The following is a 21664-nucleotide window of genomic DNA, read 5'->3' as shown; positions in this document are numbered from 1 at the left end:
ATCGTCCACTATTTTTGTTCGGAAAGCGTTCGATTCACGCTCCACCATTCAATGAGACAATAGCCTGGTTTGATTTCTTAGCTCGTTGAGGAACTTACTTGGTAATAGTAATGATAAACTGCTCTTGTTGAAGTGTTGCCCTATATATTGCATTATCATCTAATGCATCTACAGTGACAAGCTTTTTTCTTTCCTTTCTCTCCTTGGGAGGGATTATACTATACTAAGTTATATAATTATTTGTTTGTTATCTACAAGGCATATCAGCAAGGAAGAGGGTTTTAAACCTCTTCCTCGTTCAATCCACCATCAAGGATGCAGAGCTGATCCTCAATCATGCATTTTGCCAAATGCATAGGATAAGGAAGAATAATATTACCGCCGTCCCATCCTGGCGAAATGCGCAGAAAATGGGGAATGTGACACCAGGCTTGAGGATTGTCCTTTTCCTGCAAGAAAAAGGGAACAAATTCGACAATAGTCTGATGTTTAAAAGCGATTCCCCCTCCCTCATCAGTTTTATAGAGACCGGGTTTTCCCCGCTGTTCTTTAGCGGCGGTCGTTGGCAGGCGCCCAACCGAGAGATAGTGGAAGAACTCGCTTTCAACCTGCGTATCGATAAAGCCAGTCAGATGGCCCAGATCTTTATCCTCTTTTATCCCTTCATCATCTTCCTGAATAGCAAAGTATTGGGGGGTTTCACCAGAACCAAGAGTGCGTATACGAATAATACGCAGGTTAGGGAAATCTCTTTGATGATAGACTCGCTCAAATGTTTTCACATGGGTCAGATCGAGTTGATCTTTCAGCGCCGTTTTGCCGTTTGCGAACTGAGGTAGTACACCGCGGTTCCGCCAATCTTGGGCTTCGAATAGGACAAGAGTTGGCTCATTGTACGGTTTGGTGAAGACCTGGGCAGCAAAGTGTGCCTGAGCATCTTTCTCCAGATAGATATCCTTTCTTTTTCCTCGCATGAGTATTTTGCCTAATTCTTGGCGTGCTTCCATGAAAGGCAACCATTGCTGAGGCTTATGGGGCAAGAGAGCCTGGAATGTTCCATCGGGACAAAGGCGTACTGCCATTGGATAATCCATTCTTGGCTCATATTTACGCAGTTTGAACAGAGCGATCACATGTAGATGCTCGGCCTGCTCTTGTGGTATCCCTGCTTTCAGATAGAGACCGTATGGCCGATCATAGACCAGACTTGTCTGGCGATAAATGAGATCAACGACGCTATTGTGGGCTCGGGCCTTGCTTTCCGTTGTCACTCCTTTTTTATCGAGCTTAAGGGGAAGAAAGAGCATCTGCGATGCCCACCCGAGTTCGTTGCATGCTCGGCGGACAGCACCTTTAATGTGCTGGTCGGGATATGTTTTCTTGGGATCAAGCTTATGCAGTCCGATCAACGCTAAGACACAGCCCGATTCAGCTGGTAACAACCTGTTCAGATAGTTTTCCCATGCGCGCGTCTTTTCACGAAAAGCTGCGCGCATCTGTGCTTTCCACTCTGCCAGGTATTTTTGGCGATCGGATCGTATAGGGAATTTTTTATAGTGATCAAGTGGATTGAGCTGGCCTTGATCCAGTGGGGCTAATAAGGTATCAGGGATGGGAGTGGGAGGAATAATCAGCTTGATATGTTCTGGCCATGGTTCATCCATTTCCATGAATAAGTCTCGGCGAATTTCCTGTTCTAGGATTTTTTGAGAGATTGTATCACTACAGCAAAGAACAATGCTGATGCGCTGGTTATTTGCTGCACGTCGAAGAGCAGATAAGATGAGCTTTTGCCGCTCCAATCGATTTTGATGTTCTCTTGCTTCATCAGAGGCTTGCGGCTGCTTTTTCACAAACTTTTTTTCCTCAAGTTCTCCCCTACCATACATCATTAAAGGAAGCTGAGGTCGGTACATTTGCCTGATTGGTATATCAGCAACCAACGTTTGGCCGGCCGACAGTTCGAGACCTAATATGTCGCTAACTGTGTTAGCAACCTCCCGCAGCTCTGCGAAATCGAAGCCGGTTTTTACTTTATGTTTGGGCTTGAGACCTTCGGCATGGAGTACAAAGTATTCATCATACATGCTGCGTGAACTAGCTACCCGGTAGTCAGGTGGTGCTTGTAAGAGCGAGTCTGGAGCAACCAGATCACGTGCTTTTATTGCTGAAAGGAGTTGCGCTGGATCATCCTGCCAGCGAGGATTGGTTACGCCGCCGGTAAGCGGTAGGGTGACTAATGCTGGCGACCAGCCCCATCCGCTTAAACGAGGCTGGTTTATGCCAACTTTAACACTGACATCGCGATTCCAATTGGCGTCTCTCAGATGCCGGTCAACGTAGCGACTACATCGCACGTAGAGATGTAACCAACGATGGGGGCTACCCACCTGCGTTTGTAAGCGAAATTCAAGCTTATAGGCGAATGTTCCAGTTTTTATCTCTTTCACATGTGTAATGGGATGTTCATCCTCAAACTCGGCCCGGAATGGATTGCTAATGACGGCTAATCCAGCATCACCATCCTGTGCTAAACGCCAGGTGACGATTCTTCCATTGATGCGAGATTGTTTTCCCGCCAGAAGAGAGCCCAGCACGCTGGGAATAGCGCGGTACCCCGCTCGCGTACCTGCGTCAAGATTGAGGAAAAGTGAGGCTGCGTCTATTTCCTGCCATTGTTGTGCTGGCTCTTGTAAACGATCTAGCAACCGCTGATGGGCATCTTTCCCTGCACCGTTGATTACCTTAGCAAAGCTATTCTGCCCCCATTGGTTTCCCCACTCATAGAGCAAATCACTCATCTGTTCTGGTTTAGGACGACGTGTTACATCTGCCCCGACAACTAACATTTGCCTTTCAGATTGTTGGGTATCCACATTGCGAACAACTATAAATGGATGCGCTAATGTTGGCGCTAGTGCAGTAAGCACCGTATTAAGCCGCCGATAAGGGGGATTTTCGGGATGGTCACGAGATGAAAGCCGCTTCATACATTCAAGAAAATCCAGGCAATCTTGCTCATAAGCGAATTTTGAGAATGAGACCGCCAAATTGCGGAGATGCGCCTCATCAATACGAAAACGCATCGGTACGATTTGAGAAAAAGTGTCCATGGATACTCCGCTTTCTATTTAATATTCAGGATTAAAGCCTTGGATATCTACCAGTGCATTTACGATTGATTCGTAGAGCGCCCGTCCAATGTCTTTTTCAATGTATTCCTGCAAGACTTCGATCACGGCAGTTAACAGGCTTGTATCGGCTGTCTCCGTTCGAGTACGGTCTTCTGCGCTTTTTGGTCCCCAGGCAGCATCCATAAAATAGGCATGGAAAGGAACCCCACCACGCAGGAGTCGCCCGCAAGCTTGAATAATATGGCCAGCTGTAGTTGCAGCAAGATCGAAGCGTTCACTGTAGGTTGTATCTTTTTTCTCATCTTCGTGTTTGAGCCTTGAGTAATAACTGCGCAGTTCGGCCCTGCGCCAGTACTCACTGGCTTCACTGCGCAGATGGAGTGCTTTCCCAATAAGCTCCTGCTCTTGCCAGGCTTTGAACTGCGGGTCTTTGCACCAGTCCAAAGTGCGACGATTCAGTTCGCGCGCCAGTGATTGTGTGTCTGCGGGGTAAGGCATCGGGCGTGTTAGAAAGTAAATGGCTCCGAAAGCCGCTTTGCCATTCCGATTGAGAATATTGTAACCTCGCCCAATAGCTTGCAGTGGAGCAATAAGGATTTTCCCATTGGTTTGGGCGAAATCTTCGATGTCACTGCGATAAGTTGTATCTTCTGTTTGTACTTCATCTATACCAGCTTCCGTTCGATCCAGATAGCGGACTTCTCCAGGAGGCGCTGTTTGCCACAGCTCGTTTTGCCTGAGCTCCTGGAATGCCCATTTTGCTTGTTCATATGAATTGACAACCAGGAGCAATCGCTCTCGATCTTGCCAGTATTGAGGTTCTTGTTGCCCCAGTTCTCGTAGCCGTTCTAATTCGCTCTTCAGAGAAGCGCTCTGGCTGTTCTGATCACTAGCCAGGGCCCGTAACATATTTTTGATCGGTACAAGTTTTTCTGTCTTGCCTGATATGCGGATTGGCTCCAAGCCATTCTTGTTGCTGATATATTGTGGGCTATAGAAGAATTTACTTTGCTCGATTGCTTGTTGAGCTTCTGGTGACGGATTGAGTATCCCCTGTGGAGGGGTGTCGATGTGCCAGCGTGAAGAATGTGGCAGCCAAGAGGTGCCTGAGAGAGCTAGCACATTGGGGCCGCGCCTTCCGTCGAGGTCGGTGAATAGCTTGTGAAAGTACATAATATACCAGCGTCCAACATTGGGATAGCCAAAGACAGAGAGACCAGACGGAGTTGAACCGTTTATTTGCTCTTCTTGGCCGATTTCCAAATCTTTTGAGTAATATGTGCCAAACATGCGACCGGTCGGCGGGACAGGCAGAATGTCAGCTAAATTACTTGGCGAGCGTTCAAGTGAGTGTTCGTTAAGATCGGTGATCATATTCTCAGGTTTGTTGTACCATTCATAGAAGACGACCGGGATGTTTCGATCCAGAATCATGACACTAAGGACGAACTCCAACCGTAGCGCGAAGGTATCTAGGTCATCTGGTGGTTTCTGGTTGCGATTTTTTTGCTGATTGGCCTGTGCCTTCCAGGTTGCTTGGCGTTGCGCTAATTTTGCAAGCGTTTGCTCAATATTCGGGATAAAGTCCAGAATCCAGGCCTTACACTCATCGCTTACCGCAGCGTTGTGAGCGCTGTCGCCAGCCGCGATCAGGGTACGCATAATTAGTGCCAAGCGATAGACTTGGTTGACTTGCACATTCCCCTTAGGTCTTGCCAGTGTAAGCGGATCATACTGACTAAGTCTGTCAAAGTAGCGTACAATGCGTAGAACTTTTTTATTCGCTTCGATCTGATCCAGTTGCTGGTACTCGTCGGAATCTCGTTCAGGAAGATCAAGCAGACGCCAGACCAGTTTATATGCCAGTGTGAGCGACGTAAAGAAATTGCGCCCAATCCAGTGCCGCAAAAGTTCGCCTTGTTGTGTATCTGTCAGATTGCTGAGGATGTTGGAAATGGAGGCCAAAGAATGTCGTTCTGCCACCACCCAACGGCGTGTAGGAGCAGGTTGTGTCCGTCGAGGTACCCATGCCTGAGCTGTTTCTACGTCCTCGACGTCTAGCAGACCACTACCATCGGTTTTCGTCAGGAGCACCTCTCCAGCGAAAAGATTGTCAAACCATTCCTGTACTGTATCCGCTTCATCAAAGATGACCAGATCCGACTGTTCATAGACAATCTCGGTCAGGTGAATTTTTCGCTGCTCGATCTGTGATGGTAGACTGGCAGCCCCTAATGCACCTGGCGTGGTAATCCAGATGCGCGCTGCTGGCATATCGCGATACAACTGTTTGCTCGGACAAACAGAGAAGAGAGGGCAGGAAAAGTATGTTTTCCGTTGACCCTCTTTCTTCGGTAATTTGTACAGCGCTTCACAGGGTTCTTGCCCTGGAATAACCGGATTGGGTTGATCAGTGGCGAGCGCCTGCAAAGGACAGGCTGTATTGAGCCAGCGCAGTCCCCAATGGTCAGGTCGGAATTTGCTGGAGCGGTGCAGGCGTTGCAGATGGATATCACGCGTTGAACGCCCGATTAAGGGGACTGCCACCGGATTTTCTCCTCGCTGACAGAAGAAGCTGTTGAAATCATCAGCGAGGTTCAGTGCAGACATGGTATCACCAACTACCAGCGTGATACGTAAATCTTTCTCCGGATGCAAAGCCGTATCGGCTAGGAGCAACTTAGCGATGGTCGATTTGCCCGCAGCAACAGCACCTACTACATAGGCGTGACCGTCTAATATTAGAGGAACAGTATTTTTGTCGGAGAGACTCCCGTCGGGTTGAATGGCGCGATATCCGATCAGGTTCTCAACTAAATTAGTCCAGCTTGTTTGCGATCCTAGAGCGTTCTGCATTCCGCGTTTTTGTCGTAGCAAGTCTATATCGACAGCGATAGAGCAAAAGTCATCATATGAATACTTCAGTCCAGATCGGATACGAGGATGGATAAACCAGGGAATGCCCGTCGCGGCCAGCTCTGCGATGTCTTCAGGAATGTCTACTTGAACGACTTGCTTCCCTTGCCTAGTTATGGCATCAAAGAAAAAAGTTGCCGCTGTAGCTGGCTTGATTGTTCTCTGCGCGAATGGCAATGTGCTCTCAAGAACCGCATCATATGCGAGAAGGCGTTCCTCCGGAGGTTGAAGTTCTCGCAAGATCATTTGTTTTTCAAGATCTTCTGGCCATACGTTATAGCAGCGCCAGATCTGCGGGAGCGATGCATATTCTCTGAGGGCATGTTCCCAGTTGGATCTTCCAGAAAATGGCAGGAGAATGCGTGCATTAGCGATCATGTGTCGTTGTAGTTGATCAAAGGCGTTAAGCCGGGGATCAGGAATGGGCAACCCACTCAAAAGCACCCAGAGGACTGTAATTGGTTCATCGAGCAGGCCAAGCCGCTCAAGGAGCCGCAGGCCGAGTTCCACTTGGAGAAGAAGGACATAATTGCCTTTCAGAGCACCACCTTGATCCTGGTCTTTGAGTATTTGAACAAGGGACGTATACCACTGACTTCTATCGTACATCTGTACCTCCTGGAGCCTGAAGAGCTCAGGCTGTCACCATAGCCTTGAACTGTTTTTCACTGAGAATATCAACATTCGAAGGCAATTGCCCGGCAACACGCAGTGCACATGCGCGGTAATCACTCCGCTGATATTCCCGGTAGGATGGGTAGACATAATACCATCGTTGCCATTCCAGTACCTTTTCATTGAAGTACCGCTTATCTTGAGCAATATGTTTCCCTAATGCGAAGGGATCTTTGTAGTCTTTGACATCTATGGCCCAGGTTTCCTCTGTTTGGGCAGAGTGCCGGAATCTAAGCTGTAGATCATAGCAATCAACACCGGGCCATAAAATGACTTGTTGCAGTGCAGGAGTAATTGATTGGGCGCCTTGTGTGAGCCATTGATAAAGCTGCATTTCAGCTGTACCTGGGATCATGGTTCGCAGGTGGATACCACGCCTGAGAACCAGTGGATAGTTCATTGGGTCAAGGTTTTGCCAGCCCTGTGGACCAGGGCAGCGTCCGAGGCAGGCGTTTGGTTTGAGGCTCCCAAGCCGGTTGTGGCGTTGATAGAGGGGACCGCATGTCGGACAATTCCAGTAACAAACTTCGGATATGCCAGGCCTCTGGTAGAGCAGCGTCGATTGGAGTGAGCGACTTTCTTGATACAGAGCTCCAACATCCTGAATCTTGATATGCCGCAAACTGCGAAATTGTCGACGAAGCTGTTCGCTGCTCGTCCAGGGGTGGGTGATTACATACTGCCTGATCGCGACATACTCCTCACTCGCACCAACGGGATCAGTTGCATAAGCACTTCTAGCCGTGTTCAGGATGTTTAACATGAGTTGATTATCGATGATAATTTGCACATCTCGGAGAGTGGCTTTTTCAGGAAGTTGGTATTCCAACAAAAACTCCACTACTTGCTCGTCCAATTCGTTGTTGTAAAGCAATTCAAAACGCGGGTCAATCCCGGTCAGTGGCGCGCCTGGCCACCACTGTTCAAGTGGTTTCTCGAAAAGCTCGAATAGATCTGCGATTGTACCAGGATACGTTCCAAGCATAGCCAGCGAGAGTTGATTCAAAGCATAGAACAGTTCATCCGGATACGGGTATTTCTGCTTGCTCTCAACGTATTTTGCCAAGCCGATGGCCAGATAGGGGAAGACTTTCTCTGGTAACGGTCGCGCCATACACTAATCCCTTCTTTCGTACTTGATCATTTGTACTAGCGATGGTACAATGTTTCTTATATGAAACATTAGAGAAGAGTATACAGTATTTTTGCCGATTGTGCAATGTATGAAACAGTGTTTCCTAAAGAATACAGGCTAAATAGGGGAAAGCAATGGCAAAAGTCTTAGACACGCAATATCTAGCGGCTCGGGTCAAGACCAAGCGTGGTAATCGGGGGTTACGAGAAGTTGCCCAGGAAATAGGAGAGGTAAGTCCCTCAACATTATCTCGCATCGAGAATGGGAAAGTGCCCGACATGGATACCTTTCTGCGCATCTGTGATTGGCTGCAAGTTTCCTCAGAGGAGTTTATTAAAGAAACGGATGATCGGCAAGAAAATGAAGCGAGTACTATTGATCGTATTGAAGGATATCTTCGTGCAGACCGAGAATTGGCCCCTGAGACTGCGGATGCCCTGGCAAAACTGATGAAGGCAGCGTATAAAGCTGCAACTGAGGGAAAATTAGGGCAAGAGTAGATGAGAGGTTTGGAGAGAAGTTTAAGAGATTGGTGTGAGAATGAGGGTGTGCGCTGGCGGAGAGAGTTGGGTTTGTATGCGTACGATCCTCTGCCATCTCAACGTTTAGCCCAGCATCTGGAAATCCCTGTGTTCAGTCCAACAGAAATTCCTGGGATAGAGGCACAAATACTCCAACGTTTGCTAGAAGAAGAGTCTGCTTGGTCAGCGATAACCTTGCCTGTAAGCCAGGGTAAACATATAGTCATCTACAACCCAACCCATGCAACTACACGGCATGAGTCGGATGTAATGCATGAACTGGCTCATCTGTTGCTTGGCCATCAGCCAATTCGGTTCCATCAGGTATCGGGAACCATCCCCGTACGTGAGTACCGCACAGCAGATGAAAAAGCGGCTGAATATCTAGGTGGATGCCTGCAGATTACGGCTAGAGGACTCGACTGGGCATTTCAGCGCAATATGACGCGGAGGGAAATAGCCAAACACTTTGGAGCTAGTTCACAAATGGTTCGATATCGGTGCAATATGACTGGATATAGTAAGAGATGATTTTACCATTTGCAATGTGGTTTCTTTATCCATTCGGAGGGTAGTGGAAAGGAGATGTGATTTTTGGCTCCTTTTCATAAATCCAGGACTGGCATCTATGAAATAGATAATTGTTCACATCTTTCCTTTGGGAAGATTTAAGCATGAGCTTGCCTTGACTATGTATATTTGTGCTGAAGTCGTCAGCTTTCTCTAAAGCGGCAAGCTCATTGGTCTACTCCTGATCGATAGTCATGAGTGGAAGTTGACTGGGAGGTGGTGCTGCGTCACGTTGGTATTGATGTAAGGATTGGATTGTTTCAAACAGTGGGGCAAATGTATCGTTGACATTCGTGGTTGGCCAGCACAGTGATTTTCCGCCTCTCGCTAATAGCAACTTGTTGCCTGGTAATGTATCTTCGTCATTTGACTGTCTCACGAACAACAGACGCTTTTGTTTAAGCGCGCCAATTGCACCGTCCCATGTGCCACCTTTCGTATCTGACTCAGCTACTACGACCACTTGAGCTAAACCAGTAACCACTTTGTTGCGTTCCATTGCACGGCTTACCATCCAAGGAGCATCGGGATGAAATTGGCTTAACAATAGAACCTTTTCAGATTCAATTTTTGGCTGCAGGCTACGTAGTTGTGCCTGACTCAATTTACGAATGCCTTGAGGTAATACAACCGTTGTATACCCTTGTGTTATTATTGCGCCTTCATATGCCGCACGATCCACGCCACGAGCGTAACCGCTAATCACATTTACATTATTGCTAGCTAGATATTGGGAGATCGTCTTTGTGAAATTCAGACTAGTTTCGCTCGCGTTACGTGATCCGATAATAGCGGCAGTTGGATATTTTAAAATGTCTACATCACCGGCATAAAAGAGTATTGGAGGTATATGAGTACGATCAAGAGCTAATTTCAAAGATTTGGGATAGTGTTCATCTAGCACTGTCATCATCGAGATACCTGCGTGTTGCAATTGTTCGACTAGAAATGCTTGCGCTACCAATTTCTCTTTTGCACGTTCGAGTTTTTTGATGAAATCATCTTTCAGATGGCAAGAATCTCGCCATTCTCGCGAATCAGCAGCAAACAAATCTCCTAGCGTTCGCTTTAGCTGTTTGCACCAGATGACTAGAATGTCATTAATCGTACGTATTGACAATCTGCTTTCAAAGACTAATGCAAGCCAGCATGCTTGCTCTCTTGCGTTCATATATGGTTCTCCTTTATTGATCATCCGAATGAGATGTACGTGTAATCGTGAATGGATACACGGCTAATGCCCCTGTTTTTCTTAGTTCCTGCGCAGCTGTTTGTATGGTGTATCCAGAATCATAGATATCGTCTACAAGTAAGAGCGTACGCCCAATCACTAGCTGTGGTGTGGATACGACGAATGCATTCTTGATATTACGTTCTTTTTGGACTTTATTAACGAACTCCTTTTGCTCTCTTGTCTCCCGGGCTTTTCTTAAAGCACGAACATATGTTATAGATAACATGTCTGCTATGCTTTTGGCAAACGTCTCCACAAGGTCTCCGCTTTTTGTGGGAGGAATACTTGTGATTATGTCAATAAGATGCAATGGATATTGTTCACGTATGACTTCCACCGCCCGCTGTACAAGCTCATCGGGGAACGGACCGCCGTTTTTATATTTGCTGCGGTGAACGAGAGACCCAATTTTACTGTTCTGGTAGTAGGCTAGAGAGTAACCAGCCTCATGCTGAGCAATTTGATTACTTCGTTTCTCAATGGGAGGTAAAAATTTCTCTTCAAAGATATCCTGTTGCATACCGGCAAGGGGCGCTACAAATGGCAATGTTACTCCTGTGCAGTGGCTACAATTTCCACATGGATCATTTTCTAAATCTCCTAAGTATTTTGACAAGAAATTCATATAACATGTATTTATGTTAGCGTAGTTTATCATCTCTTGTAGCTCTTGTGACTTATGCTGTAGTGCGGCATCATCATACGAGAAGTTTACCTGCTTTAATTGGGGTGTTGCTTTATAATAACCATTTTTCTGTTCGACAAGCTCTTGATCCTGTAAATCAGATAATATTTTCCTTAGCGCATTTTGAGAGGGGATAGGCACCTTTAAAAGAATATCCCTTTCTCTTAAGCCCTGTACTAAAGATTGCCGTATGGCAGTAAGCACCATATCATAGTGCTGCTCTTTTGATTTTGCAATGTGTATTAGGTGCTCTTGTATCTCTATATCCTTTTGGTCATAAAGCAGGATGCAATGGGACGATTCTCCATCACGTCCTGCTCGACCAATTTCCTGATAATAGTATATAGGAGATGAGGGAAAATGATAATGTATAACAAAACGTAAATCTGATTTATCTATACCCATGCCAAGCGCACTTGTTGAGCAAAAAACTTTACGCTGGTTTTGGTACAATTCAAGTTCTATTTCCTGCCTTACATTATTATCTAATCCTGCATGATAGTACCGAGAATCGATGCCTTTATGTCGTAGAAAAGAAGCCACTAATGCCGCATCTTTTCTAGTTGCAGTATAAACAATACCAGTTCCTGGCAGTTGGGGAAGAATCGCTCCTAAGTAGTCTAGTTTAGTTTGATTTCCATTAAGGGAAACCACCTCTAAGCTTAAATTTGGGCGCTTCATAGTACCACGTATAACTTCCGTATTGTCTCCGACCTGGAACAGAATATCCTCTTCAACTCTTTTGTTCGCGGTAGCAGTAAGAGCAAGTACCGGTGTGTTTTCAGGAAGGAAACGCAATAAATTAGAGATTCGACGGTAGCTAGGACGAAAATCATGTCCCCATGTAGATATACAATGGGCTTCATCAATAACTACCATGCTGATACTCATTTCGGTAACATGTTTTTGCCAGTTAAGGTTGTCTAAGCGCTCAGGCGAAATGAACAGAATTTTTATATGCTTATTTATTGCTTTAAGAAGCACTGCAGTATTTTGCTCTTCACTAAAGTCAGAACTAACAATTTCGGCTGGGATACCATAATTTTTCGTGCACCGCAAGCACTGGTCTCGCATAAGAGCTTTGAGGGGTGAAAAAACAATTGTAAGGCCCGAGTAGTAAAGGCTAGCCATCTGATAGCAAAGTGATTTCCCCCAGCCTGTACGCTGAATGGCAAGAACACGCTTACCTTGAATAAGCCGTTCAATAATGTCACGTTGTCCATCATGGAAACCGGTATTAATATGAAATCTTTCTACCAAAGTTGTTTCTAACGAATTATTCTCCTGTATAAGTTCAATGGTCATGGTAAACCTTTCTAGCAAATAATTTGCAGGCTCCAATAAATATATAAATAAAAAATTACTATCATTACGCTCATTATTAATAGAAAACTCTAATAGTGGGTTTTCTTGAATAAGCTAACAAGCAAAGTTGTCTAAGAAACCCTTGAAAAAACTGACATAACGTTTAAAACATCACGCTGAAGTGCTAAGGGAATTTTTTCTTTCCTCGGTATGATTTTTTGTTTAGAATAATTCATTCTTCATAAAAGAGGTTTTCTACAAATTGTGCCTCAAAGCAATATTGCTCATACAATGGTTTGAATGCTTCTATTAATGTGTTGAGGTGCTTTTGCTGGAGATCAAATACCCCCTCTTTAAGGGCTACTGATAAGATGCGTGAAAGCATGGCCGCAACTCTTTTATCTTCGTAATCCATGTGGTTAATTAGAATAACCTGTTGATCGAGATAGTCCAGGATCTTTTCGTGGGTTAATAAATCGTTGGGTTGCTCCTCAATATTCTTTGCTTGTCTTAGCCTTTGAACATAACGCAATTTTGACTTCATGTACTCTGTACCTAATGGATTTGGTTCCTCACGTCGTATTATCTGAGCCAATGAAGCATAATAGGGCTGCAGGATGTTCGATAGAATAGTGTTTAGTTGAGCATGATGATTTGTGAACATTGTCTCTATGCAAGCTATATAGGGTGCAAGCTCTTTTGGGCTCTTTATGCTTTCAAACGGAATATAGTTATCCCGAAATGGATCAGCTGATACGTACTTATGTTCATCTGGTGAGTATATCTCTTTATGATAATCATGAATTGCACTTTCCATAGTAGTTTTTATTTGTTCTGCCGTTAGACCACTTTTTTTGTAGCGTGCCCAAATAGCTGGTGGGAGAATAGTCTGTAATGGCTTAAGGATGCTTTCTGAATGATGAGATTGGTGGAGAAAGGTGTCGAAGATGACTGGAATAAATTGTCTGAGTAGCCACTTTTCTGTATATTTTGCTGTCCATATACCCAAAGGACCTACTTGCTCAAAAGAGGGTTCTTCTGATTGATCTTTTGTGTTCTCCCAGCTATCGTGATAGATTGTATGGTGGTAGGTTATTGGATCAACATATAGGATTTGAATGCCGCTATTTCCCGATGGAGAGGTATCCGTTGTATCAACTCTAGGCCAGATAAGTGTGTGGTCACGTCGTGCTTTGTTGCATATTTGTATCTCCATCCCGGACGAGGAAAAGAGATATCCTGGTGACTTCTTTGGAGAATACAAAAACAGTTCAGTGAAGAGCTTCATCAAATTCCATAGCCAGCGATCCACTGCAAATAAAGGAAACCCAATCATATTCTGTATAGAAACCGTTGAGTATTCATGAATTTCTAAGATATTTGCAGCCTTTACTATATTCGCTTTATATCTTTGAAAAACACCATCAATAGCATCACATAACTCACTTGCCTCTCTTTCTGAGAGGAGAACTGTTGTTTGGCCTAACCTGGCTTCAAACCAATTACCTTCAGTCTGGCGTAGAAAACGTCTCTCTCCTTGAGCGGGAGGGGTTCCTAGACCTGGCGAGAAGAGCATAAGGATATCTTTATGTGAAAGATAACAGGTAAGCCCCCTTAGCATGATGTTACTAAATTCTATGGAGCAATTTCCCTCTTCAAAAGCTATCGGTAATGTACATGTTATGGCCACCGTCGGTCGGATAAAGACAAAACTGTTTCGGTCTTCACGTGTCTGTGGGGTAAAATCTCCTTTGACGAGTTGATTTTGCAAATCCGGATAGCGCTTATATGCATTGAGCAAGTCTATAGAAAGCTTATGAGTAAGAACATCTATAGTCTCTAATTTTAAATGTTTGATATATTCGTAATGAAGTTGATTATAAAAATCATTTGCTATTGAGTCATTCCAAAGCTCCTGGACAGAAAAGTTAAACACCTGCTCATTATCACGAAAACGGTGCCGTTTAAGAACATGGATGTGTTGTCCATTTGTAATGAAAAGAAGGAGAGGTTCGAGAAAATGCCCGTAAAACTCAGCCTGATGTATAGCATCTGTCAGGTTCTTCTCTCGTGGTTCCTTTGCCTCAATAAGAATCAGAGACGTCTCTTTGTCTTGTTTATTTTTTTCTTCTGTGGAAAAATAGATCTGATCAATTTCAGGCTTTCTTCCTATTTTATTTTTTCCAGGCTGATAACCCTGGATGGAATACTTCCCGCGACGATGATTATCGGGGTAACCTAGATGCTTAAAGAGCGGTAAGATAAATTTTGTTTCGACATCATCTTCGTTTTGCAATACATTTGAATTAAATGATCTTACCCATTCGATGAACTGAGTATTAGACATTTATTGAATTCCACTCTTTCTATAATAGAATAACATTTCCCAGGCCTATCCTAAGCGTTCATTATATTTGTCAACCTCGTCTCCCAAGTCTAAATGAGAATATTGATTATAATTTTCGTCATAGTCATCAGGATCGCTTATTTCCTCTTCAAAACTGGAATCTACTTTTTCTGTGCTCTCATATGCATCAGGCATTATTCCGGAATAGTCGAGCCCCAGTTCTTCGCCTGTATTTGACTTAGCCATTATTTTATGAGCGCTTTTTAAACACTCAAGACACTTTTCAGACTTCTCTTTCAGAGATTCAATCTTTTCACTTGCGATATCAAATAATCTTGTGAACTTATATGAGGAAGCGATATCCCTATATAATGAAGATGCTTGTTTGTAGGTTGAATTAGCATTTTTATAGTGCCCGCGGGCAAAGAGAGCATCTCCAATAGCAGTAAGAATTTTCCCTTTTAATAAACAGTAGTTAGTATGTTCGTGTTGTTTACTTAGAATACTTTTGGTATCCTTACAGATAGATAGAGATATGTTATATATATTAAGTGCCTCTTCATATGACTCTTGTTTAAAATAGTTATTGCCTTTGCGTAAAACAGCCTGGATAAAAGTATTATAAGCGTCTATTAATTTGCATCCACGTTCAACAGCTTGAATAAAAGCTTCTACTAAAGAGTCGCCCTCAGTTTCTAGTTGACAACAATTGCCATAAATGCTTTTTATAATATTATATGAATTGAGGATCTCTTCTATATCATTAACAGCGATTTCTAATTCCATAATAGATATAAAAGCTTTTTTCAATTCATATCCAAAAGATATTATATTATTATAAACTTCAAGAGATTTTCGATGATTTCCTTGTTTAACAAAAGTGTTTGCTTCATTCAATAAAAACTGCCCTTTCTCGGCATAGATGTTTTGGATAGAAGGGTTACATTCAATAGCTCGCCAAAAAGCAACACTAGACGCTTTATAATTTTTAAGTTCAAAAAGCTCTTTGCCTTTTTCTGCCATGATATTTCCCTTTATTGCATTAACACGTTTCTTTTCTACATCAATTAAGTGGAAAAATAGGGCATGATCATAAGCTAAAAATGCTTCATCATATTTCCGAAGCTCAAAGAGTTCTTCCCCCTCTTCTATAAGTTCTCTCCCTTTATTGACACTTACACCAATGTTTTTAGAATCTAATCTAATCGCTGCATTATACGCATTCCCTGCCTCTCCGTATCGATGGAGTGCGAAATAAATATTACCTTTTGTAATGTATAATTTATGTTCCATATTATTATATGTTATAGCTTGAGAACAATCTTCAATTGCGGCTTCATAATTTCCAAGGGCTAAGTGTGCTAACGCACGTCCATGATAAGCTCTGGATAGTTTGCTATTGATTTGAATTGCCTGCGTATATACAATAATAACCTCATCATAAAGCCCAAGTTTATATAGTGCCAAGGCTTTATCAATAAGAGCATCAGGTTTGAGATGCTTCGCTTTTTCAAACATAGTCATAACCCCTTAATAATATTTAAGTAAGAGTTAAATCCTGTATTTGGTATATTTAAATTGGATGAGATCTATTCGAAGCACTAAGGAGATAATGGTAACGTTTATCGCCTGCGGAGCTTCATGCTAATACGCTTGAGGTGCCGTTTCATTGCTTCGGGATCATCCAGATCCGAAGCAGCAATCTCAAGTACATCAACACCTTCCATCTCCAGGCTCTCCCGAATCATGCGGTCCATTTGTTGCCGCTTATCGTTGCCATGTATGCCTTTGGAAAGTCCATCGAGGTAGATTGCGAGTTGCATGCCACTAACCGGATCATCAAAGAAGAGATCTGGTACTGTGGCTCCGAGAGGTTTGCCTAGATCAATACGGTGTTGATGCTCGAAGCCTGGTAAACCTGCCTGAAGTATCATCTCTGCTAATGCTTGCTCTCCTCGATTGGTGGGTTGCGTGTTGCCATTTGTTGCGTTTTCTTGGAGTGGTGGCAATTCACGTTCTTGTTTGAGATCACCTCGATATTTTTGCAATTGTTGTATGGCAACATATCGATCCAGCAAATCATGATAGAAAACATTGCGATATGTGCGCATGCAGTTGTAGCAGCTCTTTTTGCAGTGCGATTCGCAGTTACTCAGGCTATGAGTCCCGCTCTCAAGGATAGGATCCCATTGATCCAGCAACTGCTGGAGCAGTCCTGAACCACCGGGCATGGGATCGTAGAGAAAGAGATGATAGCTTCCATCGGATTGAGGGAGCAAGAGGAGTTGCAGATCCTGGCTCTCCATCTCCAGTACCTGGGCAGCCCCGATACGCACAGCTTCTCCAAAGTTGACCGCAGCCTCTCGATCTTGCAAACCCTGGAAGAGCACGCCATCAACATGACTATCTGTGGTCAATGCTATATTCTCTGGTTCTCGTCCACAACGCTCTTTATGGATTTTGAGAAAGTGCTCTAGTTCGCGATCCGAGGCATATGGAGAACGCACTGCACCACACACTGTACAGATGGGATACCCTAACTCTCCCCGCCTGGCTCTATCTGCAGGTCCAACATTGACTAATCGTATGTGTTGTCCAAAACGATGTTGAAGTTCCCGTTTATCGAGGGTATAGACATAGCCACCACGATGCGTTTGCTTGAGATAACCTAATGCTGCGACAGGCAGTTGGAATCGGTTAGCCTCTTCATCGCTGATACGTGAAATATACGAGAGATCAACATCACAGATCGGCAGTCCAGTCAGCAAAGCATTCAAGCTGCCAGTGTTATACTGGCCATCTGTGGTATCACTTCCTACTTCTCTGATGCGCTCCTGCTCAATATTTACCCGGTAACGCTCCATTTCGCTTTGACGCTCTCCGATTGGGAAATGGTACAGCGCAACTTTGAAACGGCCACCATTGGCATAGATAAGGTTACCAGGCACATATTCGCGCAGAGCCATCATGGGAATACGGGTAAGCTCAAAATCCCGTTTCCGTTCTGCTCCTAGATTCGTCCGGCTTGCAAAAGCTTTGATACCTGTCTCGTATGTACCATATCCTGGCAGAAATCCTTCTACAGCAAGTACTGAAAGGGCATACGTGTTGATGTCATGCTGTGCTAGCTGATGAAGATAGCGTTTACAGCGTGCCAACATGCGATCCTCGTCGGGTTCTAATAGTCCACGCAGCTGCGCGCTTAATAAACGTTCTTGAACGTTGATTGCCCAGAGCAGACGATTGTGCAAACGCTCAATAACCTCTTGCAAACGTTCTGGCAGTTGGCGAATGTACAACTCCAGCGTCTCGGTTCTTACGACATATTGATCTGCTGCAGGCCAATAGTGAGCAAAGATAGATTGTACCGTCTGTAAAAGATGCGGTAGGTGTCGCTCGATAATTGCTGCTAGTTCTGTCACCTGGTATGGCTGCTGGCGATATGCATTGCCATCCTCAAACAGGTAGGTTGCAATATAGTTCGGGAAAGCCTGCTCCCGGGCGGATTGGATAGCCTGGACTTCAGCATCATTCAATCGATATATCGAACTCGGGTGGTGGGAGAGGCGCAAGAGTTCGGATAATACCGCAGCATGCACATGTTTTCGCAACATGACTTCATTATGCAGATTAAAGCGCGGCGTCTCTATTCGTCCACTGAGCATACGCGCAGGATCTTCAAAGAAGTAGGAGTCATGGTTGCTACGCCGACAGTATGTATAGACTACCGCCATACGGTGACGACGCCCAGCACGTCCCGCGCGCTGCCAGTAGTTTGATGGTTTGGGGGGAACGTTGCGTAACAACACCATATCGAGTGCACCGATATCAACGCCCATCTCTAAGGTTGGGGTAGCGACCAGGCAATTGTACCTACCATCCGCCTTTTTAAATTCTTCCTCGATCTTTTCGCGGTCTTTTGGAGGCACTTGGGCGGAATGTTCCTGCGCAGTAAGCATGGAGAAAGGCATATCCAGCATCGCGACGTTATAATCGTCAACTGGTGGTTCCTCGCGCTGCAATGTTCCCTTACAATGCATAGCTGTGCAGGCTGCGTTAGGTCCTATACGCGTGTGCACTCGCTGACATACATTACATCGATAGCGTTCATGCTGAATTTGAAAACCGACCTGAGTTGAAGCAAGCTGGAATACTCCATTTGATCCCGGCAGAACGCGCTGTCGTGCTCCGATTAATTCGACTGGTTTAAGGACACTAACCCCATCAATGAGAAATGACCAGAACGCCTCCATAAACGGCTCACGCTGCTTGAGTGGAAGATTCCACTTGCTGATATAGTTCTGTGTCAGGGTCTGGCCACGCTCTGATTGAAACTGGACAACATAGATTTCCCGGTCCCCTTCTTCACGTCGGAATTTTAAGCCCTTGGGGGGAAAATCAAAGAATGGAAGATAGCCGCGCTGCACCTCGTCATCTCCCTCACGCCAGTAGCGACTAAAAATAGGCGCGTTACTGTCATAAAAGAGACGATTACGACGATAGGCATCCAGTAGGGAGGATATGCCCTCAGCCAGCTCTATGGCTGGAAGATGCAGACGTTGCGCCCACTCTTGTATCCAGGGATGATCGGCACTGACGTTGTAATATACAACACGCGCTTTTCCCCAGGTCTCCAGACTGTCACGCTGCTTAAAACTGGTAGTCCATTCACGCATCAGCATAATATGGAGATAATAACTGAGCTGCTGGTCCAGTGCTTTTCCGTAAGCTTCGTCAGCTCGACCACTAAAGACCTCTGGCGCCAGCACGCGCGCAAGCGAGCGGTCCAGGTGAAAGCGGGATAGCAGGTACTCTCGAATGTCGGTAATCGAACTAGGATCAGATCGTTCTCGTAGGAAGTCATAGATCAGGTGGCGCAGACGATAACGACGCGCGTGGTCTTGCATCCATCCCGCCTGGAAAGCCGCGTCCTGACGGTTATCACTAAAGACGATGAGCTTTTGTTGCGGGCCTTCCAATGCGTTTACCATGTTCTGGGCCAGAATATGCACATCGGCAACGGTAATGGCGCGCAAGGGTTTGATCGGTTCTATTACCCGCTCTCCAACATTGTTGCTGCGCTGTCCGCAACTTGGACACACCTGGAGCTTTCCTCGCTCGCTCAGTTGAATGATCCAGATAGGCACAAGAGGTCCCTGTCGTTTACACATCGGTGCCTGACAATTACCCTGCTCAAGATGCAGTGTCCCACAATAATGGCAGAAATAGAGTTGGCGCCGCCGCTTATCCAGACGCTGGGACGCCAGATCATCATCGGCATCTATTTCTGAAGCGAAACGATTGGTGAAGAGTACGCGTTGACCACCTTCACTATCATCAGCCAGTGGCCAGATGGTATTGTCACCTTCCAGCAAACCGCCATACAACTTGCCATTCTCAAATAGAAACTCGCGATAGTGCCCTTCAAGATAGTGCTGACCGCAGTTCTGGCAGACCAACAATGTAGGACAGGCCGCTGGCTCAATTCCCTCACGTTGCATGGCTTCGGCCAGCGAGAGATGCAATTTCGCACGGAAATCCTGGCCTGACTCATGTGATTCACGTGCAAAGGCCAGAACTGCACCTTCCAAGCCCTTGAGAAAGTAGTGAACTTTTGGGCGTAGGAGCGGACTACCATCCTTTTCAGCGGCCGCACCCAAGGCTAGATAACATAAAAGCTCACCGTGTGTCTGCTCATTGACAACCAGTGTTTTACGGCCCAGATGCAGTTGGATACGCTGAGCAGCCTCCTGGAGATACAATGGCTGATCCAGGTGCTGAAAGAGTGCATAGATATACTCACTATGTTTGAGATGTTCATAGAGTGCTTCAGGCCAGAAGGGTTCCATCTCTTCAGGGAATGATCTGCCAGTCAGTATTTTGACGGCTTCCCGTAGTTGCTCTATTCGCTCATGCTCTAATGCCTGTAAGATGGTATCAAGCAGTGCGATACTGTCTTGCGGTGGTTGAGGGATATGACGGCGAGATGGGAAAATCGTTTGCTGATAGTGTTCACGCACCAAGGCAACACGTTTGGGATCCACTCCAAAGAAACGATGTGCAAACTGATAAGCCGCTTCCTCACCATCTTCAGAGTTCAGATCTGTTACAGTAGCTGAGGTGCCAATACAGATGACATCATCAGCGCTCTTACTACAAAATGCTCGCAACCGCCGAATCAGGCAGGAAACTTCTGCACCGATGGCGCCAGTATAGGTATGTGCTTCATCAAATACCAGGTACTTGAGCGGTGCATCGACAAATAAGCCGAGATCTTTACCACGCGTGAGCAATAATTCAAGCTGATTGATATTGGTAAGGAGAATGCGTGGGGGACTGGTAACCATATCTTGCTCAGTCAAGCGCTCTTCGTATGGCGAGATGATTAGATGTTCGTGTTTTCTATCACGCATTTTCTTCTCGTAAGCTGCGCGCCCGTCCCCTTCTTTCAAGCGAACGATATCACGTACCTCACCCTGGCTGGCAGCTGTAGTACCCACATACATACCAAAGGAGATACCGGAACCAACGAGCATTTGCCGTAAGCGCCCTAGTTGGTCTAGCGCCAGCGCGTTCATTGGATAGACAAGAACAGCAACGATTCCTTCAGGAGCATGGTCATCACGCAAGTGGAGGCAGTGATCCAGAATTGGATAGAGAAATGATTCTGTTTTACCCGAACCAGTACCAGTAGCAATCAGGCAATGCTTCTCATCCTTGACCTGGCGATACGCCTCATCTTGATGGGCGAAAAGAGATGGATAAGTTGTCAGACCGGGAAGTGCTGGGTGTGCTAATCCTTCCCGGGCCAGATCGCGCAAGTCACGTCCTTGCTCAAACGCCTTACTCAGCGAGACATAGGGGCCTTGAATCAATGGTGAGCGTCCCATCTCACCACGTAACAAAGTTCGTGCCTGTGTTGCCAGATCGGGATCAGTCAAAGGGAATGCTGTCAACTGATAATCCAGAAATTGCTTGTTGACCTGACTAGCAAAATAGACAGGGTTGATGGTCGTCATCGTCATTGGTTGCATCCTTTCAAACCCTTTCCACATATCCACCACCTCCAACATCTATTAATCGTTGTCTATGTTGTACTCTGCTATTAGCTAAACGAATACAATGCTTGCTATTTGTCCACA

At 45.3% G+C, this 21664-nt stretch carries 10 protein-coding genes; 2 read left to right on the top strand and 8 right to left on the bottom strand.

From position 1 onward, the window contains the following. Positions 1-281 precede the first annotated feature (281 nt). Genes AABA21_RS32455 through AABA21_RS32445 form a run of 3 tightly spaced genes read right to left on the bottom strand, consistent with a single transcriptional unit; the run spans position 282 to position 7839 of the window. Positions 282-3113 (bottom strand): RNaseH domain-containing protein, encoded by a 2832-nt coding sequence (locus AABA21_RS32455; RefSeq protein WP_338256645.1) that lies wholly within the window; start codon positions 3111-3113, stop codon positions 282-284. Between the two features lie 18 nt (positions 3114-3131). After that, on the bottom strand, positions 3132-6659 hold the full coding sequence (locus AABA21_RS32450; protein ID WP_338256643.1) for a pPIWI_RE_Z domain-containing protein: 3528 nt from the start codon (positions 6657-6659) through the stop codon (positions 3132-3134). A gap of 25 nt (positions 6660-6684) precedes the next feature. Beyond that, complete coding sequence (locus AABA21_RS32445) at positions 6685-7839, bottom strand: restriction endonuclease-related protein (protein WP_338256642.1); 1155 nt, start codon at positions 7837-7839, stop codon at positions 6685-6687. A 155-nt stretch (positions 7840-7994) separates the two neighbouring features. Between AABA21_RS32445 and AABA21_RS32440 the strand changes: the two genes are divergently transcribed. Further along, positions 7995-8360: a helix-turn-helix domain-containing protein gene (locus AABA21_RS32440; protein ID WP_338256641.1), complete on the top strand. Its 366-nt coding sequence runs from the start codon at positions 7995-7997 to the stop codon at positions 8358-8360. Next, the gene (locus tag AABA21_RS39595) at positions 8361-8912 is read left to right on the top strand and encodes an ImmA/IrrE family metallo-endopeptidase (RefSeq protein WP_420917182.1); all 552 of its coding nucleotides are present in this window, start codon (positions 8361-8363) and stop codon (positions 8910-8912) included. 214 nt (positions 8913-9126) lie between these two features. On the opposite strand, the gene AABA21_RS32435 is transcribed toward AABA21_RS39595, so the two are convergent. The 5 genes from AABA21_RS32435 to AABA21_RS32415 all read right to left on the bottom strand — a co-directional run bounded on the left by AABA21_RS32435 (position 9127) and on the right by AABA21_RS32415 (position 21547). Continuing rightward, positions 9127-10122 (bottom strand): DNA-processing protein DprA, encoded by a 996-nt coding sequence (locus AABA21_RS32435; protein WP_338256640.1) that lies wholly within the window; start codon positions 10120-10122, stop codon positions 9127-9129. A gap of 13 nt (positions 10123-10135) precedes the next feature. Beyond that, positions 10136-12175, bottom strand: coding sequence for a RecQ family ATP-dependent DNA helicase (locus AABA21_RS32430; protein WP_338256639.1), 2040 nt, complete (start codon positions 12173-12175; stop codon positions 10136-10138). A 232-nt stretch (positions 12176-12407) separates the two neighbouring features. Continuing rightward, the gene (locus tag AABA21_RS32425; RefSeq protein WP_338256638.1) at positions 12408-14522 is read right to left on the bottom strand and encodes a type I restriction enzyme HsdR N-terminal domain-containing protein; all 2115 of its coding nucleotides are present in this window, start codon (positions 14520-14522) and stop codon (positions 12408-12410) included. A 45-nt stretch (positions 14523-14567) separates the two neighbouring features. Next, positions 14568-16040, bottom strand: a complete 1473-nt coding sequence (locus AABA21_RS32420) for a tetratricopeptide repeat protein (protein ID WP_338256636.1) — start codon at positions 16038-16040, stop codon at positions 14568-14570. 104 nt (positions 16041-16144) lie between these two features. Continuing rightward, positions 16145-21547 (bottom strand): DEAD/DEAH box helicase, encoded by a 5403-nt coding sequence (locus tag AABA21_RS32415; protein WP_338256634.1) that lies wholly within the window; start codon positions 21545-21547, stop codon positions 16145-16147. Positions 21548-21664 lie beyond the last annotated feature (117 nt).

Source organism: Dictyobacter halimunensis (genome assembly GCF_036245075.1).
Note: the sequence above shows the minus strand (reverse complement) of the source record. Positions and strands in the feature narration are given on the sequence as shown.

Bases quoted from the DNA above. Each gene is read 5' to 3' on its own strand.
- AABA21_RS32425 (WP_338256638.1), bottom strand. From the start codon at position 14,522: ATGTCTAATACTCAGTTCATCGAATGGGTAAGATCATTTAATTCAAAT.
- AABA21_RS32430 (WP_338256639.1), bottom strand. From the start codon at position 12,175: ATGACCATTGAACTTATACAGGAGAATAATTCGTTAGAAACAACTTTG.
- AABA21_RS32450 (WP_338256643.1), bottom strand. From the start codon at position 6,659: ATGTACGATAGAAGTCAGTGGTATACGTCCCTTGTTCAAATACTCAAA.
- AABA21_RS32445 (WP_338256642.1), bottom strand. From the start codon at position 7,839: ATGGCGCGACCGTTACCAGAGAAAGTCTTCCCCTATCTGGCCATCGGC.
- AABA21_RS39595 (WP_420917182.1), top strand. From the start codon at position 8,361: ATGAGAGGTTTGGAGAGAAGTTTAAGAGATTGGTGTGAGAATGAGGGT.
- AABA21_RS32435 (WP_338256640.1), bottom strand. From the start codon at position 10,122: ATGAACGCAAGAGAGCAAGCATGCTGGCTTGCATTAGTCTTTGAAAGC.
- AABA21_RS32440 (WP_338256641.1), top strand. From the start codon at position 7,995: ATGGCAAAAGTCTTAGACACGCAATATCTAGCGGCTCGGGTCAAGACC.
- AABA21_RS32415 (WP_338256634.1), bottom strand. From the start codon at position 21,547: ATGACGATGACGACCATCAACCCTGTCTATTTTGCTAGTCAGGTCAAC.
- AABA21_RS32420 (WP_338256636.1), bottom strand. From the start codon at position 16,040: ATGTTTGAAAAAGCGAAGCATCTCAAACCTGATGCTCTTATTGATAAA.
- AABA21_RS32455 (WP_338256645.1), bottom strand. From the start codon at position 3,113: ATGGACACTTTTTCTCAAATCGTACCGATGCGTTTTCGTATTGATGAG.